Raw genomic sequence first — 20088 nt, 5'->3', positions numbered from 1 at the left:
CCACCGGCCCCCCTTGATACGGAACGCTCGCCACGAGAGGAAAGAGTGGCCCGGACCGGTGCCCGGTTCCCGCCGGGACCGCTAGCGGCCCTCGGCCGCCGCCTCGAAGTCGAAGCGGGCCAGGTCGCGCAGCCACGACTCCGCGTTGCCGTCGGACGGGGCGCGCCAGTCGCCGCGCGGCGAGAGCGAGCCGCCGGCCGAGACCTTGGGGCCGTTCGGCATCGCCGAGCGCTTGAACTGCGAGAACGCGAAGAAGCGGCGGCAGAACACCTCCAGCCAGTGCCGGATGTCGGCCAGGTCGTACGCCACCCGCTTGGCCTCGGGGAAGCCGGGCGGCCAGGCGCCGGCGGCCGGGTCGTGCCAGGCGTGCCAGGCCAGGAAGGCGATCTTCGACGGCCGGAAGCCGTAGCGCAGCACGTGGAAGAGGGTGAAGTCGTGCAGCGCGTACGGGCCGATCTTGGACTCGGTGGACTGCATCTCCTCGCCGGGCACCAGCTCGGGGCTGATCTCGGTGTCCAGGATCGCGGCCAGCACCTTGCCGGTCTCGTCGTCGAACTGGCCGCTGGCGATGACCCAGCGGATCAGGTGCTGGATGAAGGTCTTCGGCACCCCGGAGTTGACGTTGTAGTGGCTCATCTGGTCGCCGACGCCGTACGTGGACCAGCCGAGCGCCAGTTCCGAGAGGTCGCCGGTGCCCAGGACGATGCCGCCGCGCTGGTTGGCCAGCCGGAACAGGTAGTCGGTGCGCAGGCCGGCCTGGACGTTCTCGAAGGTGACGTCGTAGACCGGCTCGCCGGCGGCGAAGGGGTGGCCGATCTCCTTCAGCATCAGCCGCGCGGTCGGCGTGATGTCCAGCTCGGCGGCGGTGACGCCGAGCGCGCGCATCAGCTTGTGCGCGTTGTCCTTGGTGTGGTCGCTGGTGGCGAAGCCGGGCAGGGTGAAGGCGAGGATGTCGCTGCGCGGCCGGTCCGCGCGGTCCATGGCCCGGGCGGCGACGATCAGCGCGTGCGTGGAGTCGAGGCCGCCGGAGACGCCGATGACGACCTTGGGTCCGCCGATGGCCGCCAGCCGCTGCTGGAGGCCGGCGACCTGGATGTTGTACGCCTCGTAGCAGTCCAGGGCGAGGCGGTCGGGGTCGGCGGGCACGAACGGGAACCGCTCGACGCGGCGGCGCAGCCCGAGGTCGGTGAGCGGCGGGTCCAGCTCGAAGGAGACGGTCCGGAAGCCGGCGGTCCGCGCGGCGTGCGCCCGGCGGTTGTCGTCGAAGGTGCCCATCCGGTGCCGCTCCTGCCGCAGCAGGTCGAGATCGACGTCGGCGACGGCGTACTGGTCGCCGGCCGGGAAGCGCTCGGACTCGGCGAGCAGCATCCCGTTCTCGTAGATCATGGTCTGTCCGTCCCAGGACAGGTCGGTGGTGGACTCGCCGAGGCCGGCCGCCGCGTAGACGTAGGCGGCGAGGCAGCGGGAGGAGGCCGAGCGGCACAGCAGCGCGCGGTCCTCGGCCCGGCCGACGGTGATCGGGCTGCCGGAGAGGTTGACCAGCACGGTGGCCCCGGCGAGGGCGGCCTCGGCGCTGGGCGGCACCGGCACCCACATGTCCTCGCAGATCTCCGTGTGCAGCACCAGCCCGGGGACGTCCTCGGCGGCGAACAGCAGGTCCACGCCGAACGGCACCTCGGCGCCGGCGACGCGGATGCTGCCGCCCCGCTCGTCGTGGCCGTCGGCGATCTGCCGGCGCTCGTAGAACTCGCGGTAGTTCGGCGGGTACGACTTCGGTACGACGCCGAGGACGCGGCCCCGGTGCACGATCACCGCGCAGTTGTAGATCCGGTGGCGGTGGCGCAGCGGGGCGCCGACGACCAGGACCGGCAGCAGCTCGGCGGAGCCGGCCACGACCGTGCGGAGCGCCGATTCGACCTGGTCGAGCAGGGCGTCCTGGAGCAGCAGGTCCTCGATGGAGTAGCCGGTCAGACCCAGCTCGGGGAAGACGGCGACGGCGACGCCCTCGTCCGCGCACCGGCGGGCCTGACGCAGGACCGCTTCGGCGTTGGCGTGCGGGTCGGCGATGACGGTGTGGCCCGTGCACGCGGCGATGCGTGCGAAGCCGTGGCTGTAGAGCGACCAGAAGTTCAACGGGGCTTCCTTCATTTCAACGGACCGCACTGACGAAGCGAATCTCCTCCTGGTGGAAGCCTAGATCCCGGCCGCGCGGAGCCCGGGACCCGGCCATGCACCCGGGCGGCACCGGCCCAGGTACCCGGGGACGCGTCCGGGCATGTACTCGGACGCGGCTGAGTACGCGTGCTCTGTACGGGGACGGCGCGCGGGGCGACGGTGGAGGCATGCGAAAAGGACCGGAGAAACCGAAGAACGCCGTCTCGCGCATGCTGCCGGTCCTCGCGCCGGCCGTGGTCGCGCCCCTGGCGTGGGCCGCCTGGCTGGGCTGGGACCAGCGACCGGACGTACAGACCGACGGCACGACGACCGGCCCGTACCAGGCCTGGCAGATCCTCGGGCTGGTCCTCACCCAGCTGGCGCCGGTGTACTGGGCCACCGCCCGCCGCCACCCCCTCGCCGCCGTCCTCGGCACCTCGGCCGGCCTGACCGCCGCCGCGTACTACGACTGGTCCGACGACTCCAGCGGCCTCTTCGCGATCGGCGTGGGCCTGGTGGCGCTCGGCAGCCTCGCCGCGACCGCCGCGGCGGCGGGCACGATCGCCTTCGCGCGGCGGATGCTCACCGGCGGCGGCAGGCCGCCTGCGGTGAGGCACCTGTCATAGCCGTGCCGCGGCCGGCTTACAAAGGGGCCGGCTCCACAGGGAACGGCTGCCGGACGGCCGGTACGGCGGCGGCCCGGGAAGCAAATCGGGGAACCGGCCGGCGACCGGGCTTCGCCGACGGCCCGGAGAGACCCGCCGGCGCCGGCCGCGCGCCCCGGCCGCGGCGCGGACGTCAGTCCGCCTCGCCGAGTTCGGCGAGGCGGGCGCGCAGGCGGGCGTTCTCCTGTTCCAGGGTGTCCATGCGGGCGCGGACGGGGCGCAGCGCCGTCTCCAGCTCCTCCTCGGAGTAGCGCGGGGTGATGTGCTGGTGGCAGTTCCAGTTGAAGCCCTCGACCTCGACGACCATCAGGCGTTCCACCCGGCCGTCGGTGCGCGGCTTCTCCAGGCGCTCGGCGAGCGCGGGGTCCTCGTCGAGGCCCAGCGTGCGGGCCCGGCCCAGCAGCTTCAGGCGGGCCCGCCGGGCGTAGTCCATGAAGAACAGCGCGACCCGGCCGTCGGAGCGCACATTGCCGGTGGTGATGTACTGCCGGTTGCCGCGCACCTCCGCCCAGGCCAGCCGCCGTTCGTCCAGGACGTGCACGAAGCCGGCCGGGCCGCCGCGGAACTGGATGTACGGCCAGCCGGTCTCGCTCGTGCTGGCGAGGTAGAAGCCGTCCCGGGTGGTGAGGAACGCGGCCTCGTCGGGGCCGAGGTCGTCCGGACCGGCGTCGGGCTGGGCGAGGGCGCGCAGGCCTGATGGGCCACTGCCCTGTTCCTCCTGGACGCGGCGCACGCTGTCCGTGTACGCGAGGTGTGCGAACCGTCCCATCTAACGCTCTCTCTCTTCGTCGGCCGCGGCCGCGTTTTTCCGCGCGGCCGGTGCGGCGCCGAGGACCGCGGTGAGCAGGCCGGGAAAGCGCCGGTCCAGTTCCTCGCCGCGGATCCGGCTCACCCGGGTGTTGCCCCGCAGACGGGTCTCGACGACGCCGCTCTCGCGCAGGGTGCGCAGGTGGTGGGAGACGGTGGAGCGTCCGACCGGCAGGTCCAGCGCGCCGCAGGGCGCTTCGCCGGCGGCGTCGAGCAGCCGCACGATGCGCAGCCGCACCGGGTCCGCGAGGGCTTGCAGCACGGTGCCGATCTCCACCGTGGCGAGGTCCGGCTGCGGCAGCCGGGTCTCCTCCGTCGTTCGCATCCTGCCTCCAGCCTCTGTACGCCCAGTGCGCGGCCGGCCGGCCCCGGCGCGACGGTGCCGGGCCGCGGCGCGCGGCTGCGGCGATGTCGGTCGACATTTACGATACACATCGAACTTCTTTCGCGGTCCTCAATCGATGGATCAGCGGGTGGACCTGCGGTCTTAGGTCGGAAGACGTAGAACTAAACAGTCGTTGATTTTTTTCGGAGGCGGGCGTAGCGTCGTCAACGCCCCTTGCTGAAAGGGGAGTCGGCGAGTGTCCCGGCCGTGCGCAGGCGCCACATGCCCTGCGCGACCCCCGTCGGCCGGGGCCCGCCCGTCCTTCCCCGCGGCACGCGACGGACGAAAGGCTGAGGGATGATCCTGGTGACCGGAGCGACCGGCAACGTCGGCCGGAACCTGGTGCGCGAACTGCTGGACGCGGGAGCGCGGGTACGCGCGCTCACCCGTGACCCCCGGCGCGCCGGCCTGCCCGACGGCGTCGACGTGGCCCGGGGCGACCTGACCGACCGCGAGTCCCTCGCCGCCGCGCTGGACGGTGTGGAGCGGGCGTTCCTCTTTCCCGTGCACGGCCGCCTCGGACCGTTCCTGGACGCCGCGACCCGGACCGGGCTGAAGCAGGTGGTGCTGCTGTCCTCGCAGTCGGTGGTGGACGAGCACCTGGCGCGGGAGCGGATGGGCCGGCTCAACGCGGCCGACGAGCAGGCCGTGATCGCCTCCGGCGTGCCGTGGACGTTCCTGCGCCCCGGCCCGTTCATGGTCAACGACCTGCCGTGGGCGTGGGGCATCAAGGCGGAGGGCGTGGTCCGCGCGGCGTACGGCGACGCCGCCACCGCGCCCGTCGACGAGCGGGACATCGCCGCCGTGGCCGCCCGCGCCCTGCTGGACGACGAACACATCGGCCGGGCACACGAGTTGACCGGACCGGAGTCGCTGACCCAGGCCGAGCGCGTACGGATCCTCGGCCGGGTGCTCGGCCGGGAACTGCGCTTCGAGGAGCTGACGCCCGAGGCGGCGCGGGAGCGGATGACCCGGCACCTGGAGCCGGAGACGGTGGACTCCCTGCTGCGCATGTACGCCCGCCAGTCGGGCACCACGGTGCCGGTGAGCACGGCGGTGCGGGACGTGACCGGCCGCCCCGCGCACACCTACGCCGAGTGGGCGGCCCACCACGCCGGGGACTTCGGGTGAGCGGCGGCACCGGGGACGGCGCGGCCGGCGCGGAACCCGAGCGCAAGGGCGAGCGCACGCGCCGGCGGATCATGCAGGCCGCGCGCCGGAAGTTCGCCGAGGTCGGCTACGAACGCGCCACGATCCGGGCCATCGCCGCCGAGGCGGGCGTGGACAAGGCGTCCGTCATCCAGTACTTCGGCACCAAGCAGGAACTCTTCCGCGAGGCGGTCAGCTGGCACGTGCCGATCGAGGAGCTGACGACCCCCGACCCGGCCCGCACGGTCGACAACTACCTCCGCGCCATGCTGAGCAGCTGGGCCGCCGACCCGGACAGCCCCATGGCGGTGCTGCTGCGGACCAGCATGACCAGCGAGGAGGCCGCCGAGCTGCTGCGCCGCCACGTGACCAAGGAGACCATCGAGCGGGTGGCGGCCAACGTCGACGCCCCGGACGCGCGGCTGCGCGCCGCGCTGTCCGGGGCGATGATGTTCGGCATCGCGACCCAGCGGTACCTGCTGCGCATGCCGGACCTGGCCGAGGCCGACCTGGACGACGTACTGCGCCTGGCGGCACCGCTGTTCCGCACCCTGATCGCACCCGGATCGGAGCCCGGACCCGGTTCGGAGCCCGGACCCGGGTCAGGACCCGGCTCCGGCTCTGGGCCGGAGACCGGGCCCTGACGCGTCCCGTGGTCAGCCGAGGGCGTCGGCCCGGTCGGCGACGATGGCGATGAGTTCGTCCAGGTCGTACTGGGCGCGCCGGGGGCTGCCGTAGCGGGTGATCTTGCCGCGGCTGGCCCACTTGCGGATGGTGGCCTCCGTCACCCCGGCCGCGAGCGCGGCGAGTTCGGTGGGCACGAAGCGCCGCCGCTGCGCGTGGCTCATCGGGCGGCCTCCTCACGCGTGCCGGCCCGCTCGCCGTCGTGGCGCCGGGTGGCCCGCTCGCCGCGCGAGGCCGACCGCCGCATGCGGTGCGCGACCAGCAGCCACTGCTGCGGCGGCAGCGCGTGCCCGGCGTCGCACGAGACCTGCCCCGGCGCCGTGTCGTCGCCGTCGTGCACCACGGCGCGCAGCGTGCCGGAGCAGCCGGACCGCACGCAGCGTCCCAGGTCGACGCGGTGGGCCGGGCCGGGGCCGGCGATACGGCGGGCGGATCTGACGAGTGCCGTGATCTCCTCGGCGAAGTCACCGGCCGCGGGATGTGCCGCCAGCCAGCCGGCATGGCGGACGAGGAAGGACACCAGGGGGCGGACCCCCTCCTGGGACGGGACGGCCGTGCCGCACTCGTCCACCACCAGGCGCGCCCAGGAGGCGAGCGTGTTCTTCATCTCCGTCCGGAGCGCCATCGCTTTCTCATTGAGAGAAATACCGATGGCACGGCTTCCGGTGACGCGCTGCCGCAGGCTGTAGGGGGTGTGTGCTAACACCCGCCCGCATTCCTCGTGAAGCTCCGCGAGTGCGCGCAGAGCAGGGATCAGCGCTTCCGCGCTGGGTTGGTCCTCCGACGTTTCTGACAATGGCAGAGCTTGGCGCATTCCGTGTTCCCCGTTTTTTGAAATGGAATTGCTGTTTGTCGGACCCGTCGTTGGGTCATGGCTGGCAGACCATGATGTGGCCAGGTGATGGCGCCTGTTGCGACACAGGAGGACGCCGCGCGGCGGACATGGCGCGGCGCGCGCTGAATGATGGTTGGTCTGTACCGGATATGTGCGCTGGAATTGCGGTTTATCAGTCTGCCCTGCCCCCGTGCAACCGTATCAATTCAGGCCTGTGGCCCCCGGCTCGCAGCTCACAGTCTGCGTAGGCGGGGAAGGCTTAGTCAAGCAAAGAAAGGGGAAAGTGGAAGGTGTCGATCATTTCTCATGGAGCGGGAAATCGCAGGAGATGTGTCCGACTCTGTGGGCATACGTCCCCGTATACTTGACGACGATTTCCCTGGAAGCGCACATCTTTTTGTGCGCTCATGTCCGCGTACGTCCGTAAATCCGGCTTGTTCCTCGTTCGGGGGGTCGGACCGGAGGCGGCGGGACCGCTGCTGTTGACGGATTGTCACCAAGCCGTCTGGTTAGGATGGCTTGGATCGTGCGTGGTGGAGAGACGGGGGTCGCCATGAACATGCACGCGGATCCGGCCTGGGAACAGTCCGGCGATCGCATCCGTACGGGTGGAACCAGTCACGCCGAGCGCGTCTTCCGGGTCCAGCAGGCCTTCGTGAAGCTGCGCGGCCGGACGCACGGCCCCGGCGAGCTGGCCGAGGCGTCCGGGCTCGACGACTCCGCCGTCCACCGCATCCTGCAGTCCGGTATCTACGAGGGCGTCTTCGACCGCGTCGGCCGCGGCAGATACCAGCTCGGCACCACGGCCGCGCTGGTGGGCATGCAGGCCATGGCGCACACCCTCGACCGCCACACCGCCCGGTCGGTCCTGCTCAGGCTGCGCGCCGCCACCGGAGGCGGACTCGCCTTCCTCTACACGCTCGCCCCCTTCGGCGGCGCCCAGCGGCAGTGCGTCGACATGGCCGTCGGCGACTCCGACCTGTCCGAACTCGGCATGACGCCCCGCGAGGTGCTGGCCGTCACCCGCTCGCTGCGCGTCGGCGCGTCGGGCCGCGCGATCCTCGCGTACCTCCCGGGCCCGATCCAGGAACGGGTCGCCGCCGAACCCGCCGTGGCCGAGGCCGGCCCCGGCGCGCTGGTGGACAACGACGTGCTGTGGGACTCGCTGCGCGACATACGGGACCGGGGCTACGCCATCGGCCTGGAGGAGTGCATCGCCGGCTGGAACTCCTGCGCGGCGCCCGTGATGTGGGACGGCTGGGTCTTCGGCGCGGTCCTCGTGCTGCTGCCGGACGCCGGGGCCGCGCACCCGGACGTGATCGACGCGACGACCACCGCCGCGACCCAGCTCAGCCTGTCGCTGGGCCCGTACCACCGCGTGACCGGCTGAGCGGACCCGACGCCACCCGGGGCCCGGCGACGCGACCGGTGCCCCGCGCGCCCCGTGAACGAGTCCCTCGTACCGGGCGATTGACAAACATCCGGCCGACCTGTCACGCTGATCGGGCGGCACACGTGTGCCCTCAGGTCGGTGTTCGCTCCGCCTCGCGCCAGTAGCCGAGGATGAAGAGCCACCTCGCCGGCGTATCCCACCGGCCCTCACCCGTCCGTGCCGCCCCCTTGGCGGCCGTACAGCCGCACACGCTCGATCACCCTCACCCTCACCCTCACCTTCCCTCCCGTCTGTCGCCGTGCGCCCGCCTGTGGGCAACTGCCCACTGGCGGAAGCGATATGACGTGCCATCAGCCAACTCACCGGCGTCTCCCCGTACCGGGACGTACGCAACAGGAAAGGAGGCGCGGATGGACGCTGCCCTCGTCGACGTTCCCGTGGTCATCGTCGGAGCAGGCCCCTCGGGGCTGATGCTCGCCGGTGAACTGCGCCTCGCCGGGGTCGAGACCGTCGTCATCGACCGCCTTCCCCAGCCCAGCGGAGAATCCCGCGGGCTCGGATTCACCCCTCGCACCATGGAGGTCTTCGACCAGCGCGGACTGCTGCCCCGCTTCGGCGAGATCGTCACCAGCAAGCTCGGCCACTTCGGCGGCACCCCCGTCGACTTCAGCGTGCTCGACGGCGCCCACTTCAGCGTCAAGGACGTGCCGCAGCACCGTACGGAGGCGGTGCTCGGCGCATGGCTCGCCGAGCTGGGCGTCCGGGTGCGGCGCGGCCGGGAACTTCTCGCCCTGACGGCCGGCGAGGACGGCGTCGTCGTCGAGATCGAAGGCCCCGACGGCCCCGAACGGCTGCGCGCCGGCTACCTGGTGGGCTGCGACGGCGGTCGCAGCACGGTCCGCAAGCTCGCCGGGTTCGACTTCCCCGGCACCGCCGCGACCATGGAGATGTACCTCGCCGACATCACCGACTGCGAGGTCCGGCCCCGCCCCATCGGCGAGTCCGTGCCCGGCGGCATGGCCATGTCGGTGCCCATCGGCGACGGCATCCACCGCATCATCGTCTGCGAGCGCGACAACCCGCCGCGCGAGCGCACCGGCCCGCCGCCCTTCGCCGAGGTCGCCGCCGCCTGGCAGCGCCTGACCCACCAGGACATCAGCGGCGCCACCCCGGTGTGGGTCAGCGCCTTCGGCAACGCCGCCCGCCAGGTCACCGAGTACCGCCGCGGACGCGTCCTGCTGGCCGGCGACGCGGCGCACATCCACCTGCCCGCCGGCGGCCAGGGCATGAACACCGGCATCCAGGACGCGGTGAACCTGGGCTGGAAGCTCGCCGCCGTCGTGCGCGGCACGGCCCCCGAGGCACTGCTCGACACCTACCACGCCGAGCGCCACCCGGTGGGCCGCCGACTGCTGACGAACACCCAGGCCCAAGGCCTGCTCTACCTCAGCGGCAGCGAGATGCAGCCGCTGCGCGACGTGCTCTCCGAGCTGATCGCGTACGAGGACGTCAGCCGCCATCTCGCCGGCATGATCAGCGGCCTGGACATCCGCTACGACGTCGGCGCGACCGACCACCCGCTGCCCGGCCGCCGCATGCCGCACCTGGAACTCGTGACCGCAGGCGGCGACAAGACCGGCACCACGGCGCTGCTGCACAGCGCGCGCGGCCTGCTGCTCGACCTCGCCGACGGCCCCGGGCTCCGGCGCACCGCCGCCGGCTGGGCGGACCGCGTGGACACCGTCACCGCGACCCCGCACGGCATCACCCCGGAGCACGCGACGGCCGGCGCCGCCGCCGTACTGGTGCGTCCCGACGGCCATGTGGCCTGGATCGCGCCCGGCGGCCCCGGCGAGCTGTCCGCCGCCCTGGAGCGCTGGTTCGGCCCGTCCCGCTGACCCCGCGCCCGCCCCACCGCCCCACCTCTTGCGTCACCCGCCCGAGCACCACCGGCCGCGCCCGGCCGCGTCCGGACGCGAACCGTCGTGAGGAGACACCCACCATGAAGCACAGCACGTTGATCGTGGCCCGGATGGAGCCGCACGCCAGTGACGACGTCGCCCGCCTCTTCGGCGCCTTCGACGAGACCGAGATGCCCCACCTCATGGGCACCCGCCGCCGCCAGCTGTTCAAGTACCGGGGCCTGTACTTCCACCTCCAGGACTTCGACACCGACAACGGCGGCGAGCTGATCGAGGAGGCCAAGACCGACCCGCGCTTCGTCCGGATCAGCGAGGACCTCAAGCCCTTCATCGAGGCGTACGACCCGCAGACGTGGCGCTCGCCCAAGGACGCGATGGCCACGCGCTTCTACCACTGGGAGGCCTCCGCATGACGCCCCGGCGCGTCGTCATCACCGGCATCGGCGTGCTCGCGCCGGGCGGCATCGGTGTGAAGAACTTCTGGAGCCTGCTGAGCGAGGGCCGCACCGCGACCCGCGGCATCACCTTCTTCGACCCCTCCCAGTTCCGCTCGCGCGTCGCCGCCGAGATCGACTTCGATCCGGCGGAGCACGGGCTGAACCCGCAGGAGACACGGCGCATGGACCGCGCCGCCCAGCTCGCCGTCGTCGCCACCCGCGAGGCGGTCGCCGACAGCGGCATCGAGCTGACCGGCCTCGACCCGTACCGCATCGGCGTCACCGTGGGCAGCGCGGTCGGCGCGACCATGGGCCTGGACCAGGAGTACCGCGTCGTCAGCAACGGCGGCCTGCTGGACCTGGTCGACCACACCTACGCGGTCCCGCACCTGTACAACCACATGGTCCCCAGCTCCTTCGCCGCCGAGGTCGCCTGGCAGGTGGGCGCGGAGGGCCCCAGCACGGTGGTCTCCACCGGCTGCACCTCCGGCCTGGACTCGGTCGGCCACGCGGTGGAGCTGATCCGCGAGGGCTCGGCCGACGTCATGATCGCCGGCTCGTCGGACGCGCCGATCTCGCCGATCACCATGGCGTGCTTCGACGCGATCAAGGCGACGACCCCGCGCAACGACGACCCCGAGCACGCCTCCCGCCCCTTCGACGGCACCCGCAACGGGTTCGTGCTGGGCGAGGGCTCCGCCTTCTTCGTGCTGGAGGAGCTGGAGAGCGCCCGGGCGCGCGGCGCCCATGTCTACGCCGAGATCGCGGGCTACGCCACCCGCTCCAACGCGTACCACATGACCGGGCTGCGTCCCGACGGCGCGGAGATGGCCGAGGCCATCCGCGTCGCGCTCGGCGAGGCCCGGATCGACGGCGACGCGATCGACTACATCAACGCGCACGGCTCGGGCACCAAGCAGAACGACCGGCACGAGACCGCCGCGTTCAAGAAGAGCCTCGGCGACCACGCGTACCGCACGCCGGTCTCCTCCATCAAGTCGATGGTGGGCCACTCGCTGGGCGCGATCGGCTCCATCGAGATCGCCGCGTCCGCCCTGGCCATGGAGCACCACGTCGTGCCTCCGACGGCCAACCTGCACACCCCCGACCCGGAGTGCGACCTGGACTACGTGCCGCTCACCGCCCGTGAGCACCGCACGGACACCGTCCTGACGGTCGGCAGCGGATTCGGCGGATTCCAGAGCGCGATGGTGCTCGCCCGGCCCGAGAGGAGCGTGGCATGACCGGCACGGCCACGAAGGTGGTGGTCACCGGACTGGGCGTCGCGGCCCCCAACGGCCTGGGCACCCAGGACTACTGGGCGGCGACCCGGTCCGGCACGAACGGCATCGGCCGCATCACCCGCTTCGACCCCTCCCAGTACCCCTCCCGGCTGGCCGGCGAGGTCCCCGGCTTCGTCGCCCGGGACCACCTGCCCAGCCGGCTGCTGCCGCAGACCGACCACATGACACGCCTCGCGCTCGTGGCCGCCGACTGGGCGCTCGAGGACGCCGGGGTGAAGCCGCAGGAGCTGCCCGAGTTCGACATGGGCGTGGTCACCGCCAGCTCCTCGGGCGGTTTCGAGTTCGGCCAGCGCGAACTGCAGGCCCTGTGGAGCAAGGGCGGCCAGCACGTCAGCGCCTACCAGTCCTTCGCCTGGTTCTACGCGGTCAACTCCGGCCAGATCTCGATCCGCAACGGCATGAAGGGGCCCAGCGGGGTCGTCGTCAGCGAGCAGGCGGGCGGCCTGGACGCGCTCGCCCAGGCCCGCCGGCAGATCCGCAAGGGCACCCAGCTGATCGTCTCCGGCGGCATGGACGCGTCGGTGTGCACCTGGGGCTGGGTCGCCCAGCTCGCCGGGAAGCGGCTGAGCACCAGCGACGACCCGGCGCGCGCGTACCTGCCGTTCGACGCCGAGGCGCGCGGACACGTCCCGGGCGAGGGCGGCGCGATCCTCATCCTGGAGAACGCCGAGGCCGCGCGGGAGCGCGGCGCCCGGACGTACGGAGAGATCGCGGGCTACGGCTCCACCTTCGACCCCAGGCCGGGCAGCGGCCGTCCGCCGGGTCTGCGCAAGGCGATCGAGCTGGCGCTGGCGGACGCGGGCGTGACGCCCGACGAGGTGGACGTGGTGTTCGCCGACGCCGCCGCGATCCCGGAGCTGGACCGCGTCGAGGCCGACGCGCTCACCACCGTCTTCGGCGCCCGCGGTGTCCCGGTCACCGCGCCCAAGACCATGACCGGCCGCCTGTACTCCGGCGCCGCCCCGCTGGACGTGGCCACCGCGCTGCTCGCCATCGAGGAGGGGCTGATCCCGCCCACCACGAACGTCGAGCAGGCCGACGGCTACGACCTGGACCTGGTGACGGGCGAGGCGCGGCCGGCCGAGGTGCGCACGGCGCTCGTCCTGGCCCGCGGCTTCAACGGGTTCAACTCCGCGCTCGTGGTCCGCGCCGCCCACTGACGTCCGCGCGGCGGGCCGCCGCGCGCGTGCACGGAAATCCCGCGGCGGGGCCGCCGCGCTTGTTCACGGAAGAAGGAATAGCCATGGCCACTCAGGAATTCACCGTCGACGACCTCAAGCGCATCCTCCTGGAGGGCGCCGGCGCCGACGAGAGCGTCGACCTCGACAGCGACGACTTCCTCGACTCCGAGTTCGAGGCGCTGGGCTACGAGTCCCTGGCGCTGCTGGAGACCGGCGGCCGCATCGAGCGCGAGTTCGGCATCACGCTGGACGACACCGCGCTGACCGACGCCACCACCCCGCGCGCCCTCATCGAGGTCGTCAACGAGCAGATCGGCCAGCCCACCGCCGTCTGACCGGGGCGCCCGCGCCCGACACCGGTCGCGAACGACCGTCGCGGCCCCGCCGCCGGACCGGAGGAGACGACACCCCGGTCCGGCGGCGGCCTTTTTCAGCAACGAGTTCCGCAGGAGGAAACAATGGCGCAGGACAAGCGGGTCGCCCTGGTGACCGGGGCGACCAGCGGCATCGGTCTGGCCGTGGCCCGGCTGCTGGCCGAGCAGGGGCACCGGGTGTTCCTGGGCGCGCGCAACGCCGAGAACGTGGCCGAGACCGTGAAGGAGCTGCAGAGCGCGGGCCTGGAGGCGGACGGCGCCACGCTGGACGTGCGCTCCGACGCCGACGTGCAGGCGTTCGTGCGGGCGGCCGTGGACCGGTTCGGCACGGTGGACGTGCTGGTGAACAACGCCGGCCGCAGCGGTGGCGGAGTGACCGCGGACATCACCGACGAGCTGTGGCACGACGTGATCGACACCAACCTCAACAGCGTGTTCCGGCTGACCCGCGAGGTGCTCAACACCGGCGGGCTGCGGCACAAGAGCTGGGGCCGGATCATCAACATCGCCTCCACCGCGGGCAAGCAGGGTGTCGTCCTGGGCGCCCCGTACTCCGCGTCCAAGCACGGCGTGGTCGGCTTCACCAAGGCCCTCGGCAACGAGCTGGCCCCGACCGGCATCACCGTCAACGCGGTCTGCCCCGGCTACGTCGAGACGCCGATGGCCCAGCGGGTGCGCCAGGGCTACGCCGCCGCCTACGACACCACCGAGGACGCGATCCTGGAGAAGTTCCAGTCCAAGATCCCGCTCGGCCGCTACTCCACCCCCGAGGAGGTCGCCGGCCTGGTCGGCTACCTGGCCTCCGACACCGCGGCCTCCATCACCGCGCAGGCGCTCAACGTCTGCGGCGGCCTCGGCAACTTCTGATCCCTCGACTTCCAAGGAGCGTATCGCGATGACCACCCGTGAGGTCGAGCACGAGATCACCGTCGCCGCCCCGGCCGAGGCGGTGTACCGGCTGCTGGCCGATGTGGAGAACTGGCCGCGCATCTTCCCGCCCACCATCTTCGCCGAGCGTCTGGAGGGCGGGGAGAGCGAGGAGCGGATCCGGATCTGGGCCACCGCCAACGGCGAGGCGAAGAACTGGACCTCGCGCCGCACCCTGGACCCGCGGGGTCTGAGGATCACCTTCCGCCAGGAGGTCTCCGCGCCGCCGGTCGCGGCCATGGGCGGCACCTGGATCATCGAGCCGGCCGGCGAGTCGGCGTCCCGGGTGCGGCTGCTGCACGACTACCGCGCCGTCGACGACGACCCGGCGGGCCTGGCCTGGATCGACGAGGCCGTGGACCGCAACTCCCGCACCGAGCTGGCCTCGCTGAAGACCAACGTGGAGTTCGCGCACGCCGCGCAGGAGATCACCTTCTCCTTCGAGGACACCGTCCAGATCGCCGGCTCGGCCAAGGACGTCTACGACTTCATCAACGAGGCGCACCTCTGGTCCGAGCGGCTGCCGCACGTGGCCAGTGTGCGCTGCGAGGAGGAGTACCCGGGCCTGCAGACCCTGGAGATGGACACCCGGGCCAAGGACGGCTCGACCCACACCACCAAGTCGTACCGGGTGTGCTTCCCGCACCGGAAGATCGCCTACAAGCAGGTCACGCTGCCCGCGCTGATGAACCTGCACACCGGCTACTGGACCTTCACCGAGAACGAGGCCGGCGTGGCGGCCTCCTCCCAGCACACCGTGGTCCTCAACACCGAGAACATCACCAGGATCCTCGGCCCCGACGCCGGTATCGCCGAGGCCCGCGCCTACGTGCACAGCGCGCTGAGCACCAACAGCCGTGCCACCCTCGGTCACGCCAAGGACCACGCCGAGGCGAAGCGGAACCATGCGGACTGACGTCCTCGTCGTCGGCGCGGGCCCGGTCGGGCTGATGCTCGCCGGCGAACTGCGCCTCGGCGGCGCCGAGGTGGTCGTGCTGGAACGCCTGCCCCGGCCGACCACCGAGTCCCGCGCGTCGACCCTGCACGCCCGCACCATGGAGATCTTCGCCGCCCGCGGTCTGCTGAAGGCGCTCGGCACTCCGCCGAACGACGTGATGGGCCACTTCGGCGGCGTCCCGCTGGACCTCACCCTGCCCACGCCCTATCCCGGGCAGTGGAAGGTCCCGCAGACCCGCACCGAGGAGCTGCTCCAGACCTGGGCGCTGTCCCTCGGCGCCATCGTCCGCCGCGGCCACGAACTGCGCGCGCTGACCGTCACGGACACCGGCGTCGAGGCCGAGGCCACCGGCCCCGACGGCCGGCCCGTCCGGGTGAGCGCCCGGTACGTCGTCGGCTGTGACGGCGAGCGCAGCACCGTACGCGACCTGACCGGCGCCGACTTCCCCGGACAGGACGCCGGGCGCGAGCTGATCCGCGCGGACGTCGCCGGCGTCGACATCCCCAACCGGCGCTTCGAGCGGCTGGAGCACGGCCTCGCCATCGCCGCCCGCCGCCCCGACGGCGTCACCCGGGTGATGGTGCACGAGTTCGGCCGCGAGGCCCGGCCGCGCACCCAAGCGCCCGCCTTCGCCGAGGTCGTGGACGTGTGGAAGCGCGTCACCGGCGAGGACATCGGCGGCGGCACCCCGCTGTGGGTCAACGCCTTCGGCGACGCCTCCCGCCAGGTGGCGCGCTACCGCGACGGCCGCGTGCTGTTCGCCGGGGACGCCGCGCACGTGCAGATGCCCGTGGGCGGACAGGCCCTCAACCTCGGTCTCCAGGACGCGGTCAACCTCGGCTGGAAGCTCGCCGCCGAGATCCGCGGATGGGCCCCGGACGGCCTGCTGGACACGTATCACAGCGAGCGGCACGCCGTCGGCGAGCGGGTGCTGGGCAACATCCGCGCCCAGACGACGTTCCTGCTCGGCGGCCCGGACGTGGAGGCGCTGCGCGAGGTCTTCCGCGAGCTGATCGATCCCGCGCACACCCGTCACACCCGCGTCCACCTGGCCGGCCTGATCAGCGGCCTGGACATCCGGTACGACGTCGGCCCCGGCGACCATCCGCTGCTGGGCGCGCGCCTGCCGCTCGGCGAGCCGGACCCGGCCTCCGGCGCGGCCGGCCGGACGGCCCGCGGGATGCTGCTGGACCTCGCGCCCGGCGGCCCGTCCGGGACGGAGCGGCGCGCCGTCGCCGCCGGCTGGGCGGGCCGGGTGGACGTCGTCACGGCCGGGTCCCGCACCGCCGACGGCCCTTCCGCTCTCTCGGGGGCGCGTGCGGTCCTGGTGCGTCCCGACGGTCACGTGGTCTGGACCGACTCCGGCGCGGAGCGGCTGACGACGGCTCTGCACCGCTGGTTCGGCGCACCGGCGTCGTGAGGGTCCGGCGCACCGGCGTCTCGAGTACGAGGGAGTAACCCACATGTCGAAGTCCGTACCGCAGTCCCCGGCGGACACCCGCGCGGCGACCGGCCCCGACGTCCTGATCGTCGGCGCGGGGCCGACCGGTCTGCTGCTGGCGGGAGACCTCGCCGCCGCCGGGACCCGGGTCACGGTCCTGGAGAAGCGCGGCCGGAAACTGAGCAACCTGACCCGCTCGTTCACCGTGCACGCACGCACCCTGGAGCAGCTGGACGCGCGCGGAGTCGCCGACGACATCATCGCCACCGGCACCCGGCTGCCCACCCTGCCGCTCTTCGGCGAACTGGACATCCACTTCGCGCACCTGCGCACCCGCTACCCGTATGTGCTGATCACCCCGCAGTTTCACGTGGAACAAATCCTGGAGCGGCGCGCCGTCTCGCTCGGGGTGGAGTTCCGCCACGACACCGAGGTGACCGGGGTGCGCCAGGACGCGCACGGGGTCGAGGTGGACGCCACCACCGCCGACGGCACCCGGGAAACCCACCGCGCGGCCTACGCGGTCGGCACCGACGGCGTGCGCAGCACGGTGCGGCAGCTGCTGGGCATCCCCTTCCCCGGCGACTCCGTGCTGCGCTCGGTGATCCTCGCCGACGTGCTGATGAAGGAGGCGCCCGCCGACCTGCTCACCGTGGACGCCAACGAGCACGGCTTCGCCTTCGTCGCGCCGTTCGGCGACGGCTACTACCGGGTGCTCGCCTGGAACCGGCACACCGACAGCTCCGCCGACGAGTCCGTGGACTTCGAGGAGCTGCGCCGGCTGTGCCGGTCCATCCTGGGCCGGGACTTCGGCATGCACGAGCCGCGGTGGGTCTCGCGCTTTCACAGCGACGAGCGCCAGGCCACCCGGTACCGCGACGGCCGCTTCTTCCTGGCCGGCGACGCCGCGCACGTCCACTCGCCGGCCGGCGGCATGGGCATGAACACCGGCCTCCAGGACGCGATGAACCTCGCCTGGAAGCTGGCGGCGGCGGTGCACGGCCACGGCGACGACGCCCTCCTCGACACCTACGAGGCGGAGACGCACCCGGTCGGCGAGGAGGTGCTGCGCATCTCGGGCTCCCTGGTCCGCGCGGCCATCCGGCAGAGCGGACGGACCCGGCTCGCCCAGCAGGCGATGGTCTGGTGCGCCGGACACCTCGGCCCGCTCGGCGAGGCCCTGGGCCGGCGCGAGGGCCTGGCCGTCTCCGGTACCGGTATCACCTACGGGCGCGGGCGCGGCGACCACCGGCTCGTCGGCCGGTTCTTCCACGGGCGGCTGACCGGCGGACGGCTCGACGGCGCCCTGGGCACCGGCCGGTTCGTGCTGGTCGGTCCGGACGAGGCGGTGCGCTCGGCGGCTGCGGAGTGGCCCGACCGCGTCGTCCCCGCCACCGCGGACGTCCGCACCACGCTGCTCGTCCGCCCGGACGGGTACGTGGCCTGGGCGGCCGACACCCCGGACCCCGCGGCAGTCCGCACCGCCCTGACCCGCTGGGCGGGCCCGCCGCGGCCCCGGATCCGCCTTGCGCACGCCGGCTGAGAAACGGCCGTCCCCAGGCCGGCCCCGGGCAGTGGAGACGGGGCCGGTACGGGCAGCCGCGCCGGCGATGGAGTCGGTACCGGTACGAGAGACGGTGCCGGTGCCGGCACCGGTGCCGGTCCTGGAGCCGTTGCCCGAGCCGGTCCCCGTGCCCGAGTCGCTGCCCGTGCCCGGCGGACGGCGCGTGGACCTGTGGCTGGTGCGCTGTCCCGAACCGGACGCACCGCCCGACGCCCGCGCCCTCGCCGGCCCGGACGTCCTCGACGTGCTCGACGCGGCGGAGCGCAAGCGCGCGGCCGCTCTGCGCCGCCCCGCCGACCGGGCCCTCTACGTCGCCTCCCATCTCGCCCTGCGCACCCTGCTCGGCGCCTACCTGCGGCTTCCCGCGCGCGAGGTGCTCCTCGTCCGCGAGCCGTGTCCCGGGTGCGGCGGCCCGCACGGCCGTCCCGCGGTCCCGGGCACACCGCCCCCGCTGCACTTCTCGCTCTCGCACAGCCACGGCCTGGCCCTGATCGCAGTGGCGGCGGTCCCGGTCGGCGTCGATGTGCAGCGCGTACCGGGCCCCGGCACCGTGGACGCCTGCGCACCCTCGCTGCACCCGGCCGAACGCGCCGAACTGGACCGGCTGCCGCCCGGCGCGCGACCCGGCGCGTTCGCCCAGCTGTGGGCGCGCAAGGAGGCGTACCTCAAGGGCATCGGCACCGGCCTCGCCCGTCCCGCGTCCGCCGACTACCTCGGCGCCGCCACCCGGTCCCGGCCGCACGGCTGGACGGTCGCCGACGTGTCCGCCCCGCCCGGCCACACCGCGGCGCTCGCCGTCCTCGGTACGGCGCCCCCGGTCACGGCCGTACGCCGGCTGCCCGCGCGCCTGCCGCCACCTCACCTCACCGACTGACGACCATTCACCACGGGGGTACTGCCATGGCCGACGTCGCCTACGTCTTCCCGGGCCAGGGATCACAGCGCGTGGGCATGGGCCGCGATCTGTACGACCGGTGGCCGGAGCTGATCGGCGACCACTACCGGTCGGCCGACGACATCCTCGGCATGCCGCTGTCCCGGATCTGCTGGGAAGGCCCCGCCGACACCCTGCGCGACACCGCGATCACCCAGCCCGCCATCCTGCTGACCAGCGTCGCCACCTGGGAGGTGCTGCGCGCGCACGGCCTGGCCCCCGATGTCGTGGCCGGCCACAGCCTGGGCGAGTACGCGGCGCTGGTGTGCGCGGGCGCGCTGGACTGGGCCGACGCGCTGCGCCTGGTACGACTGCGCGGCGAGCTGATGGCGGGCGTCAACCGGCGCGTGCCGGGCGGCATGGCCGCGGTCATGGGCCTGGAACTGGCGAGGGTCGAGGAGATCTGCGCCGCCGTCACCGCGGACACCGGACAGCTCGCCGAGGTCGCCAACGACAACGAGCCCGGACAGATCGTGGTGTCCGGACAGGCCGGGGCCGTCGACGGCGTGCTCCGCGCCGCCCGCGAGGCGGGCGCGGCCAAGACCGTCGCGCTGAAGGTCGGCGCGCCGTTCCACAGCAGCCTGATGCGCGACATCGAGGACCGGTTCGCCGAGGCGCTGGCCGGCGTCCGCTTCCGCGACCCCGCCGTCCCGTTCGTCTCCAGCGTCACCGCGGAGCCGGTCACCGACGCCGAAGAGGTCGTCGCCGGCCTGCGCGCCCAGCTCGCCGCCCGGGTCCGCTGGACCGGCACCGTCGCCCGGATGTCCGCCGCCGGAGCGGACCGGTTCGTCGAGGTGGGCCCGGGCCGGGTGCTCGGCGGCCTGTGCCGCCGCATCGTCCCCGGCGCGCCGACCTACCGCACCGACGACGCCCAGCGGCTCGCCGAGGTCCTCGACGCCTTCGGCGCCGAGGCCCCCGCCGGACGCCCGGTCTGAACCGGCGCGCCCCACCGACCAGTTGGCAAGGGAACCGGA

Annotated in this window: 20 protein-coding genes; 15 read left to right on the top strand and 5 right to left on the bottom strand. The window is 73.1% G+C overall.

Features of this window, described 5'->3' with window-relative positions; all coding sequences use genetic code 11:
- Positions 1 to 81: 81 nt before the first annotated feature.
- On the bottom strand, positions 82 to 2148 hold the full coding sequence (locus SCK26_RS17285) for an NAD(+) synthase (protein WP_318202206.1): 2067 nt from the start codon (positions 2146 to 2148) through the stop codon (positions 82 to 84).
- Between the two features lie 194 nt (positions 2149 to 2342).
- On the opposite strand from SCK26_RS17285, the gene SCK26_RS17280 reads away from it, so the two are divergent.
- On the top strand, positions 2343 to 2780 hold the full coding sequence (locus SCK26_RS17280) for a hypothetical protein (protein ID WP_318202205.1): 438 nt from the start codon (positions 2343 to 2345) through the stop codon (positions 2778 to 2780).
- 172 nt (positions 2781 to 2952) lie between these two features.
- Here SCK26_RS17280 and SCK26_RS17275 read toward each other — a convergent pair whose 3' ends face one another.
- Both SCK26_RS17275 and SCK26_RS17270 read right to left on the bottom strand, forming a co-directional pair.
- Positions 2953 to 3588 carry a pyridoxamine 5'-phosphate oxidase family protein gene (locus SCK26_RS17275; protein WP_318202204.1) on the bottom strand — a complete coding sequence of 212 codons (636 nt, stop codon included), beginning with the start codon at positions 3586 to 3588 and terminating at the stop codon, positions 2953 to 2955.
- The gene (locus SCK26_RS17270; RefSeq protein WP_318202203.1) at positions 3589 to 3951 is read right to left on the bottom strand and encodes a metalloregulator ArsR/SmtB family transcription factor; all 363 of its coding nucleotides are present in this window, start codon (positions 3949 to 3951) and stop codon (positions 3589 to 3591) included.
- Between the two features lie 357 nt (positions 3952 to 4308).
- Here SCK26_RS17270 and SCK26_RS17265 point away from each other — a divergent pair, with 357 nt between their 5' ends.
- Both SCK26_RS17265 and SCK26_RS17260 read left to right on the top strand, forming a co-directional pair.
- The gene (locus SCK26_RS17265) at positions 4309 to 5142 is read left to right on the top strand and encodes an NAD(P)H-binding protein (protein WP_318202202.1); all 834 of its coding nucleotides are present in this window, start codon (positions 4309 to 4311) and stop codon (positions 5140 to 5142) included.
- The gene (locus tag SCK26_RS17260) at positions 5139 to 5804 is read left to right on the top strand and encodes a TetR/AcrR family transcriptional regulator (protein WP_318202201.1); all 666 of its coding nucleotides are present in this window, start codon (positions 5139 to 5141) and stop codon (positions 5802 to 5804) included. Before SCK26_RS17265 ends, SCK26_RS17260 begins: the two co-directional genes overlap by 4 nt.
- Positions 5805 to 5816: 12 nt before the next feature.
- Here SCK26_RS17260 and SCK26_RS17255 read toward each other — a convergent pair whose 3' ends face one another.
- Positions 5817 to 6008, bottom strand: coding sequence for a hypothetical protein (locus SCK26_RS17255; protein ID WP_318202200.1), 192 nt, complete (start codon positions 6006 to 6008; stop codon positions 5817 to 5819).
- On the bottom strand, positions 6005 to 6469 hold the full coding sequence (locus SCK26_RS17250; protein ID WP_318202199.1) for a hypothetical protein: 465 nt from the start codon (positions 6467 to 6469) through the stop codon (positions 6005 to 6007). The genes SCK26_RS17255 and SCK26_RS17250 overlap by 4 nt, the downstream gene beginning before the upstream one ends.
- A 763-nt stretch (positions 6470 to 7232) precedes the next feature.
- Between SCK26_RS17250 and SCK26_RS17245 the strand changes: the two genes are divergently transcribed.
- From SCK26_RS17245 to fabD, 12 genes are all read left to right on the top strand, one after another.
- Complete coding sequence (locus tag SCK26_RS17245; RefSeq protein WP_318202198.1) at positions 7233 to 8069, top strand: IclR family transcriptional regulator; 837 nt, start codon at positions 7233 to 7235, stop codon at positions 8067 to 8069.
- Between the two features lie 413 nt (positions 8070 to 8482).
- Positions 8483 to 9970: an FAD-dependent monooxygenase gene (locus SCK26_RS17240; RefSeq protein WP_318202197.1), complete on the top strand. Its 1488-nt coding sequence runs from the start codon at positions 8483 to 8485 to the stop codon at positions 9968 to 9970.
- A 104-nt stretch (positions 9971 to 10074) separates the two neighbouring features.
- A complete protein-coding gene (locus tag SCK26_RS17235; RefSeq protein WP_318202196.1) occupies positions 10075 to 10407 on the top strand; it encodes a TcmI family type II polyketide cyclase in 333 nt (110 codons plus the stop codon).
- Positions 10404 to 11675: a beta-ketoacyl-[acyl-carrier-protein] synthase family protein gene (locus SCK26_RS17230; RefSeq protein ID WP_318202195.1), complete on the top strand. Its 1272-nt coding sequence runs from the start codon at positions 10404 to 10406 to the stop codon at positions 11673 to 11675. Before SCK26_RS17235 ends, SCK26_RS17230 begins: the two co-directional genes overlap by 4 nt.
- Positions 11672 to 12895, top strand: a complete 1224-nt coding sequence (locus SCK26_RS17225) for a ketosynthase chain-length factor (RefSeq protein ID WP_318202194.1) — start codon at positions 11672 to 11674, stop codon at positions 12893 to 12895. The genes SCK26_RS17230 and SCK26_RS17225 overlap by 4 nt, the downstream gene beginning before the upstream one ends.
- 83 nt (positions 12896 to 12978) lie before the next feature.
- On the top strand, positions 12979 to 13251 hold the full coding sequence (locus tag SCK26_RS17220) for an acyl carrier protein (protein WP_318202193.1): 273 nt from the start codon (positions 12979 to 12981) through the stop codon (positions 13249 to 13251).
- 123 nt (positions 13252 to 13374) lie between these two features.
- Entirely contained in the window at positions 13375 to 14157 is a 783-nt protein-coding gene (fabG, locus tag SCK26_RS17215) for a 3-oxoacyl-ACP reductase FabG (RefSeq protein WP_318202192.1), read from the top strand.
- A 28-nt stretch (positions 14158 to 14185) separates the two neighbouring features.
- Positions 14186 to 15133, top strand: coding sequence for an aromatase/cyclase (locus SCK26_RS17210; protein WP_318202191.1), 948 nt, complete (start codon positions 14186 to 14188; stop codon positions 15131 to 15133).
- Entirely contained in the window at positions 15123 to 16595 is a 1473-nt protein-coding gene (locus SCK26_RS17205) for an FAD-dependent monooxygenase (protein WP_318202190.1), read from the top strand. The genes SCK26_RS17210 and SCK26_RS17205 overlap by 11 nt, the downstream gene beginning before the upstream one ends.
- A 43-nt stretch (positions 16596 to 16638) precedes the next feature.
- Positions 16639 to 18159 (top strand): FAD-dependent monooxygenase, encoded by a 1521-nt coding sequence (locus SCK26_RS17200; protein ID WP_318202189.1) that lies wholly within the window; start codon positions 16639 to 16641, stop codon positions 18157 to 18159.
- A gap of 67 nt (positions 18160 to 18226) precedes the next feature.
- Positions 18227 to 19054, top strand: a complete 828-nt coding sequence (locus tag SCK26_RS17195) for a 4'-phosphopantetheinyl transferase family protein (RefSeq protein WP_318202188.1) — start codon at positions 18227 to 18229, stop codon at positions 19052 to 19054.
- A gap of 26 nt (positions 19055 to 19080) precedes the next feature.
- Entirely contained in the window at positions 19081 to 20049 is a 969-nt protein-coding gene (gene fabD, locus SCK26_RS17190) for an ACP S-malonyltransferase (protein WP_318202187.1), read from the top strand.
- Positions 20050 to 20088 lie beyond the last annotated feature (39 nt).

Source organism: Streptomyces sp. SCL15-4 (assembly GCF_033366695.1).
GTDB lineage: Bacteria > Actinomycetota > Actinomycetes > Streptomycetales > Streptomycetaceae > Streptomyces.
The sequence above is the reverse complement of the archived record's forward strand: the minus strand, read 5'-3'. Positions and strand labels throughout refer to the sequence as shown.

Bases quoted from the DNA above. Each gene is read 5' to 3' on its own strand.
- SCK26_RS17285 (WP_318202206.1), bottom strand. From the start codon at position 2,148: ATGAAGGAAGCCCCGTTGAACTTCTGGTCGCTCTACAGCCACGGCTTC.
- SCK26_RS17280 (WP_318202205.1), top strand. From the start codon at position 2,343: ATGCGAAAAGGACCGGAGAAACCGAAGAACGCCGTCTCGCGCATGCTG.
- SCK26_RS17275 (WP_318202204.1), bottom strand. From the start codon at position 3,588: ATGGGACGGTTCGCACACCTCGCGTACACGGACAGCGTGCGCCGCGTC.
- SCK26_RS17270 (WP_318202203.1), bottom strand. From the start codon at position 3,951: ATGCGAACGACGGAGGAGACCCGGCTGCCGCAGCCGGACCTCGCCACG.
- SCK26_RS17265 (WP_318202202.1), top strand. From the start codon at position 4,309: ATGATCCTGGTGACCGGAGCGACCGGCAACGTCGGCCGGAACCTGGTG.
- SCK26_RS17255 (WP_318202200.1), bottom strand. From the start codon at position 6,008: ATGAGCCACGCGCAGCGGCGGCGCTTCGTGCCCACCGAACTCGCCGCG.
- SCK26_RS17250 (WP_318202199.1), bottom strand. From the start codon at position 6,469: ATGGCGCTCCGGACGGAGATGAAGAACACGCTCGCCTCCTGGGCGCGC.
- SCK26_RS17245 (WP_318202198.1), top strand. From the start codon at position 7,233: ATGAACATGCACGCGGATCCGGCCTGGGAACAGTCCGGCGATCGCATC.
- SCK26_RS17240 (WP_318202197.1), top strand. From the start codon at position 8,483: ATGGACGCTGCCCTCGTCGACGTTCCCGTGGTCATCGTCGGAGCAGGC.
- SCK26_RS17235 (WP_318202196.1), top strand. From the start codon at position 10,075: ATGAAGCACAGCACGTTGATCGTGGCCCGGATGGAGCCGCACGCCAGT.
- SCK26_RS17230 (WP_318202195.1), top strand. From the start codon at position 10,404: ATGACGCCCCGGCGCGTCGTCATCACCGGCATCGGCGTGCTCGCGCCG.
- SCK26_RS17225 (WP_318202194.1), top strand. From the start codon at position 11,672: ATGACCGGCACGGCCACGAAGGTGGTGGTCACCGGACTGGGCGTCGCG.
- SCK26_RS17220 (WP_318202193.1), top strand. From the start codon at position 12,979: ATGGCCACTCAGGAATTCACCGTCGACGACCTCAAGCGCATCCTCCTG.
- fabG (WP_318202192.1), top strand. From the start codon at position 13,375: ATGGCGCAGGACAAGCGGGTCGCCCTGGTGACCGGGGCGACCAGCGGC.
- SCK26_RS17210 (WP_318202191.1), top strand. From the start codon at position 14,186: ATGACCACCCGTGAGGTCGAGCACGAGATCACCGTCGCCGCCCCGGCC.
- SCK26_RS17205 (WP_318202190.1), top strand. From the start codon at position 15,123: ATGCGGACTGACGTCCTCGTCGTCGGCGCGGGCCCGGTCGGGCTGATG.
- SCK26_RS17200 (WP_318202189.1), top strand. From the start codon at position 16,639: ATGTCGAAGTCCGTACCGCAGTCCCCGGCGGACACCCGCGCGGCGACC.
- SCK26_RS17195 (WP_318202188.1), top strand. From the start codon at position 18,227: ATGGAGTCGGTACCGGTACGAGAGACGGTGCCGGTGCCGGCACCGGTG.
- fabD (WP_318202187.1), top strand. From the start codon at position 19,081: ATGGCCGACGTCGCCTACGTCTTCCCGGGCCAGGGATCACAGCGCGTG.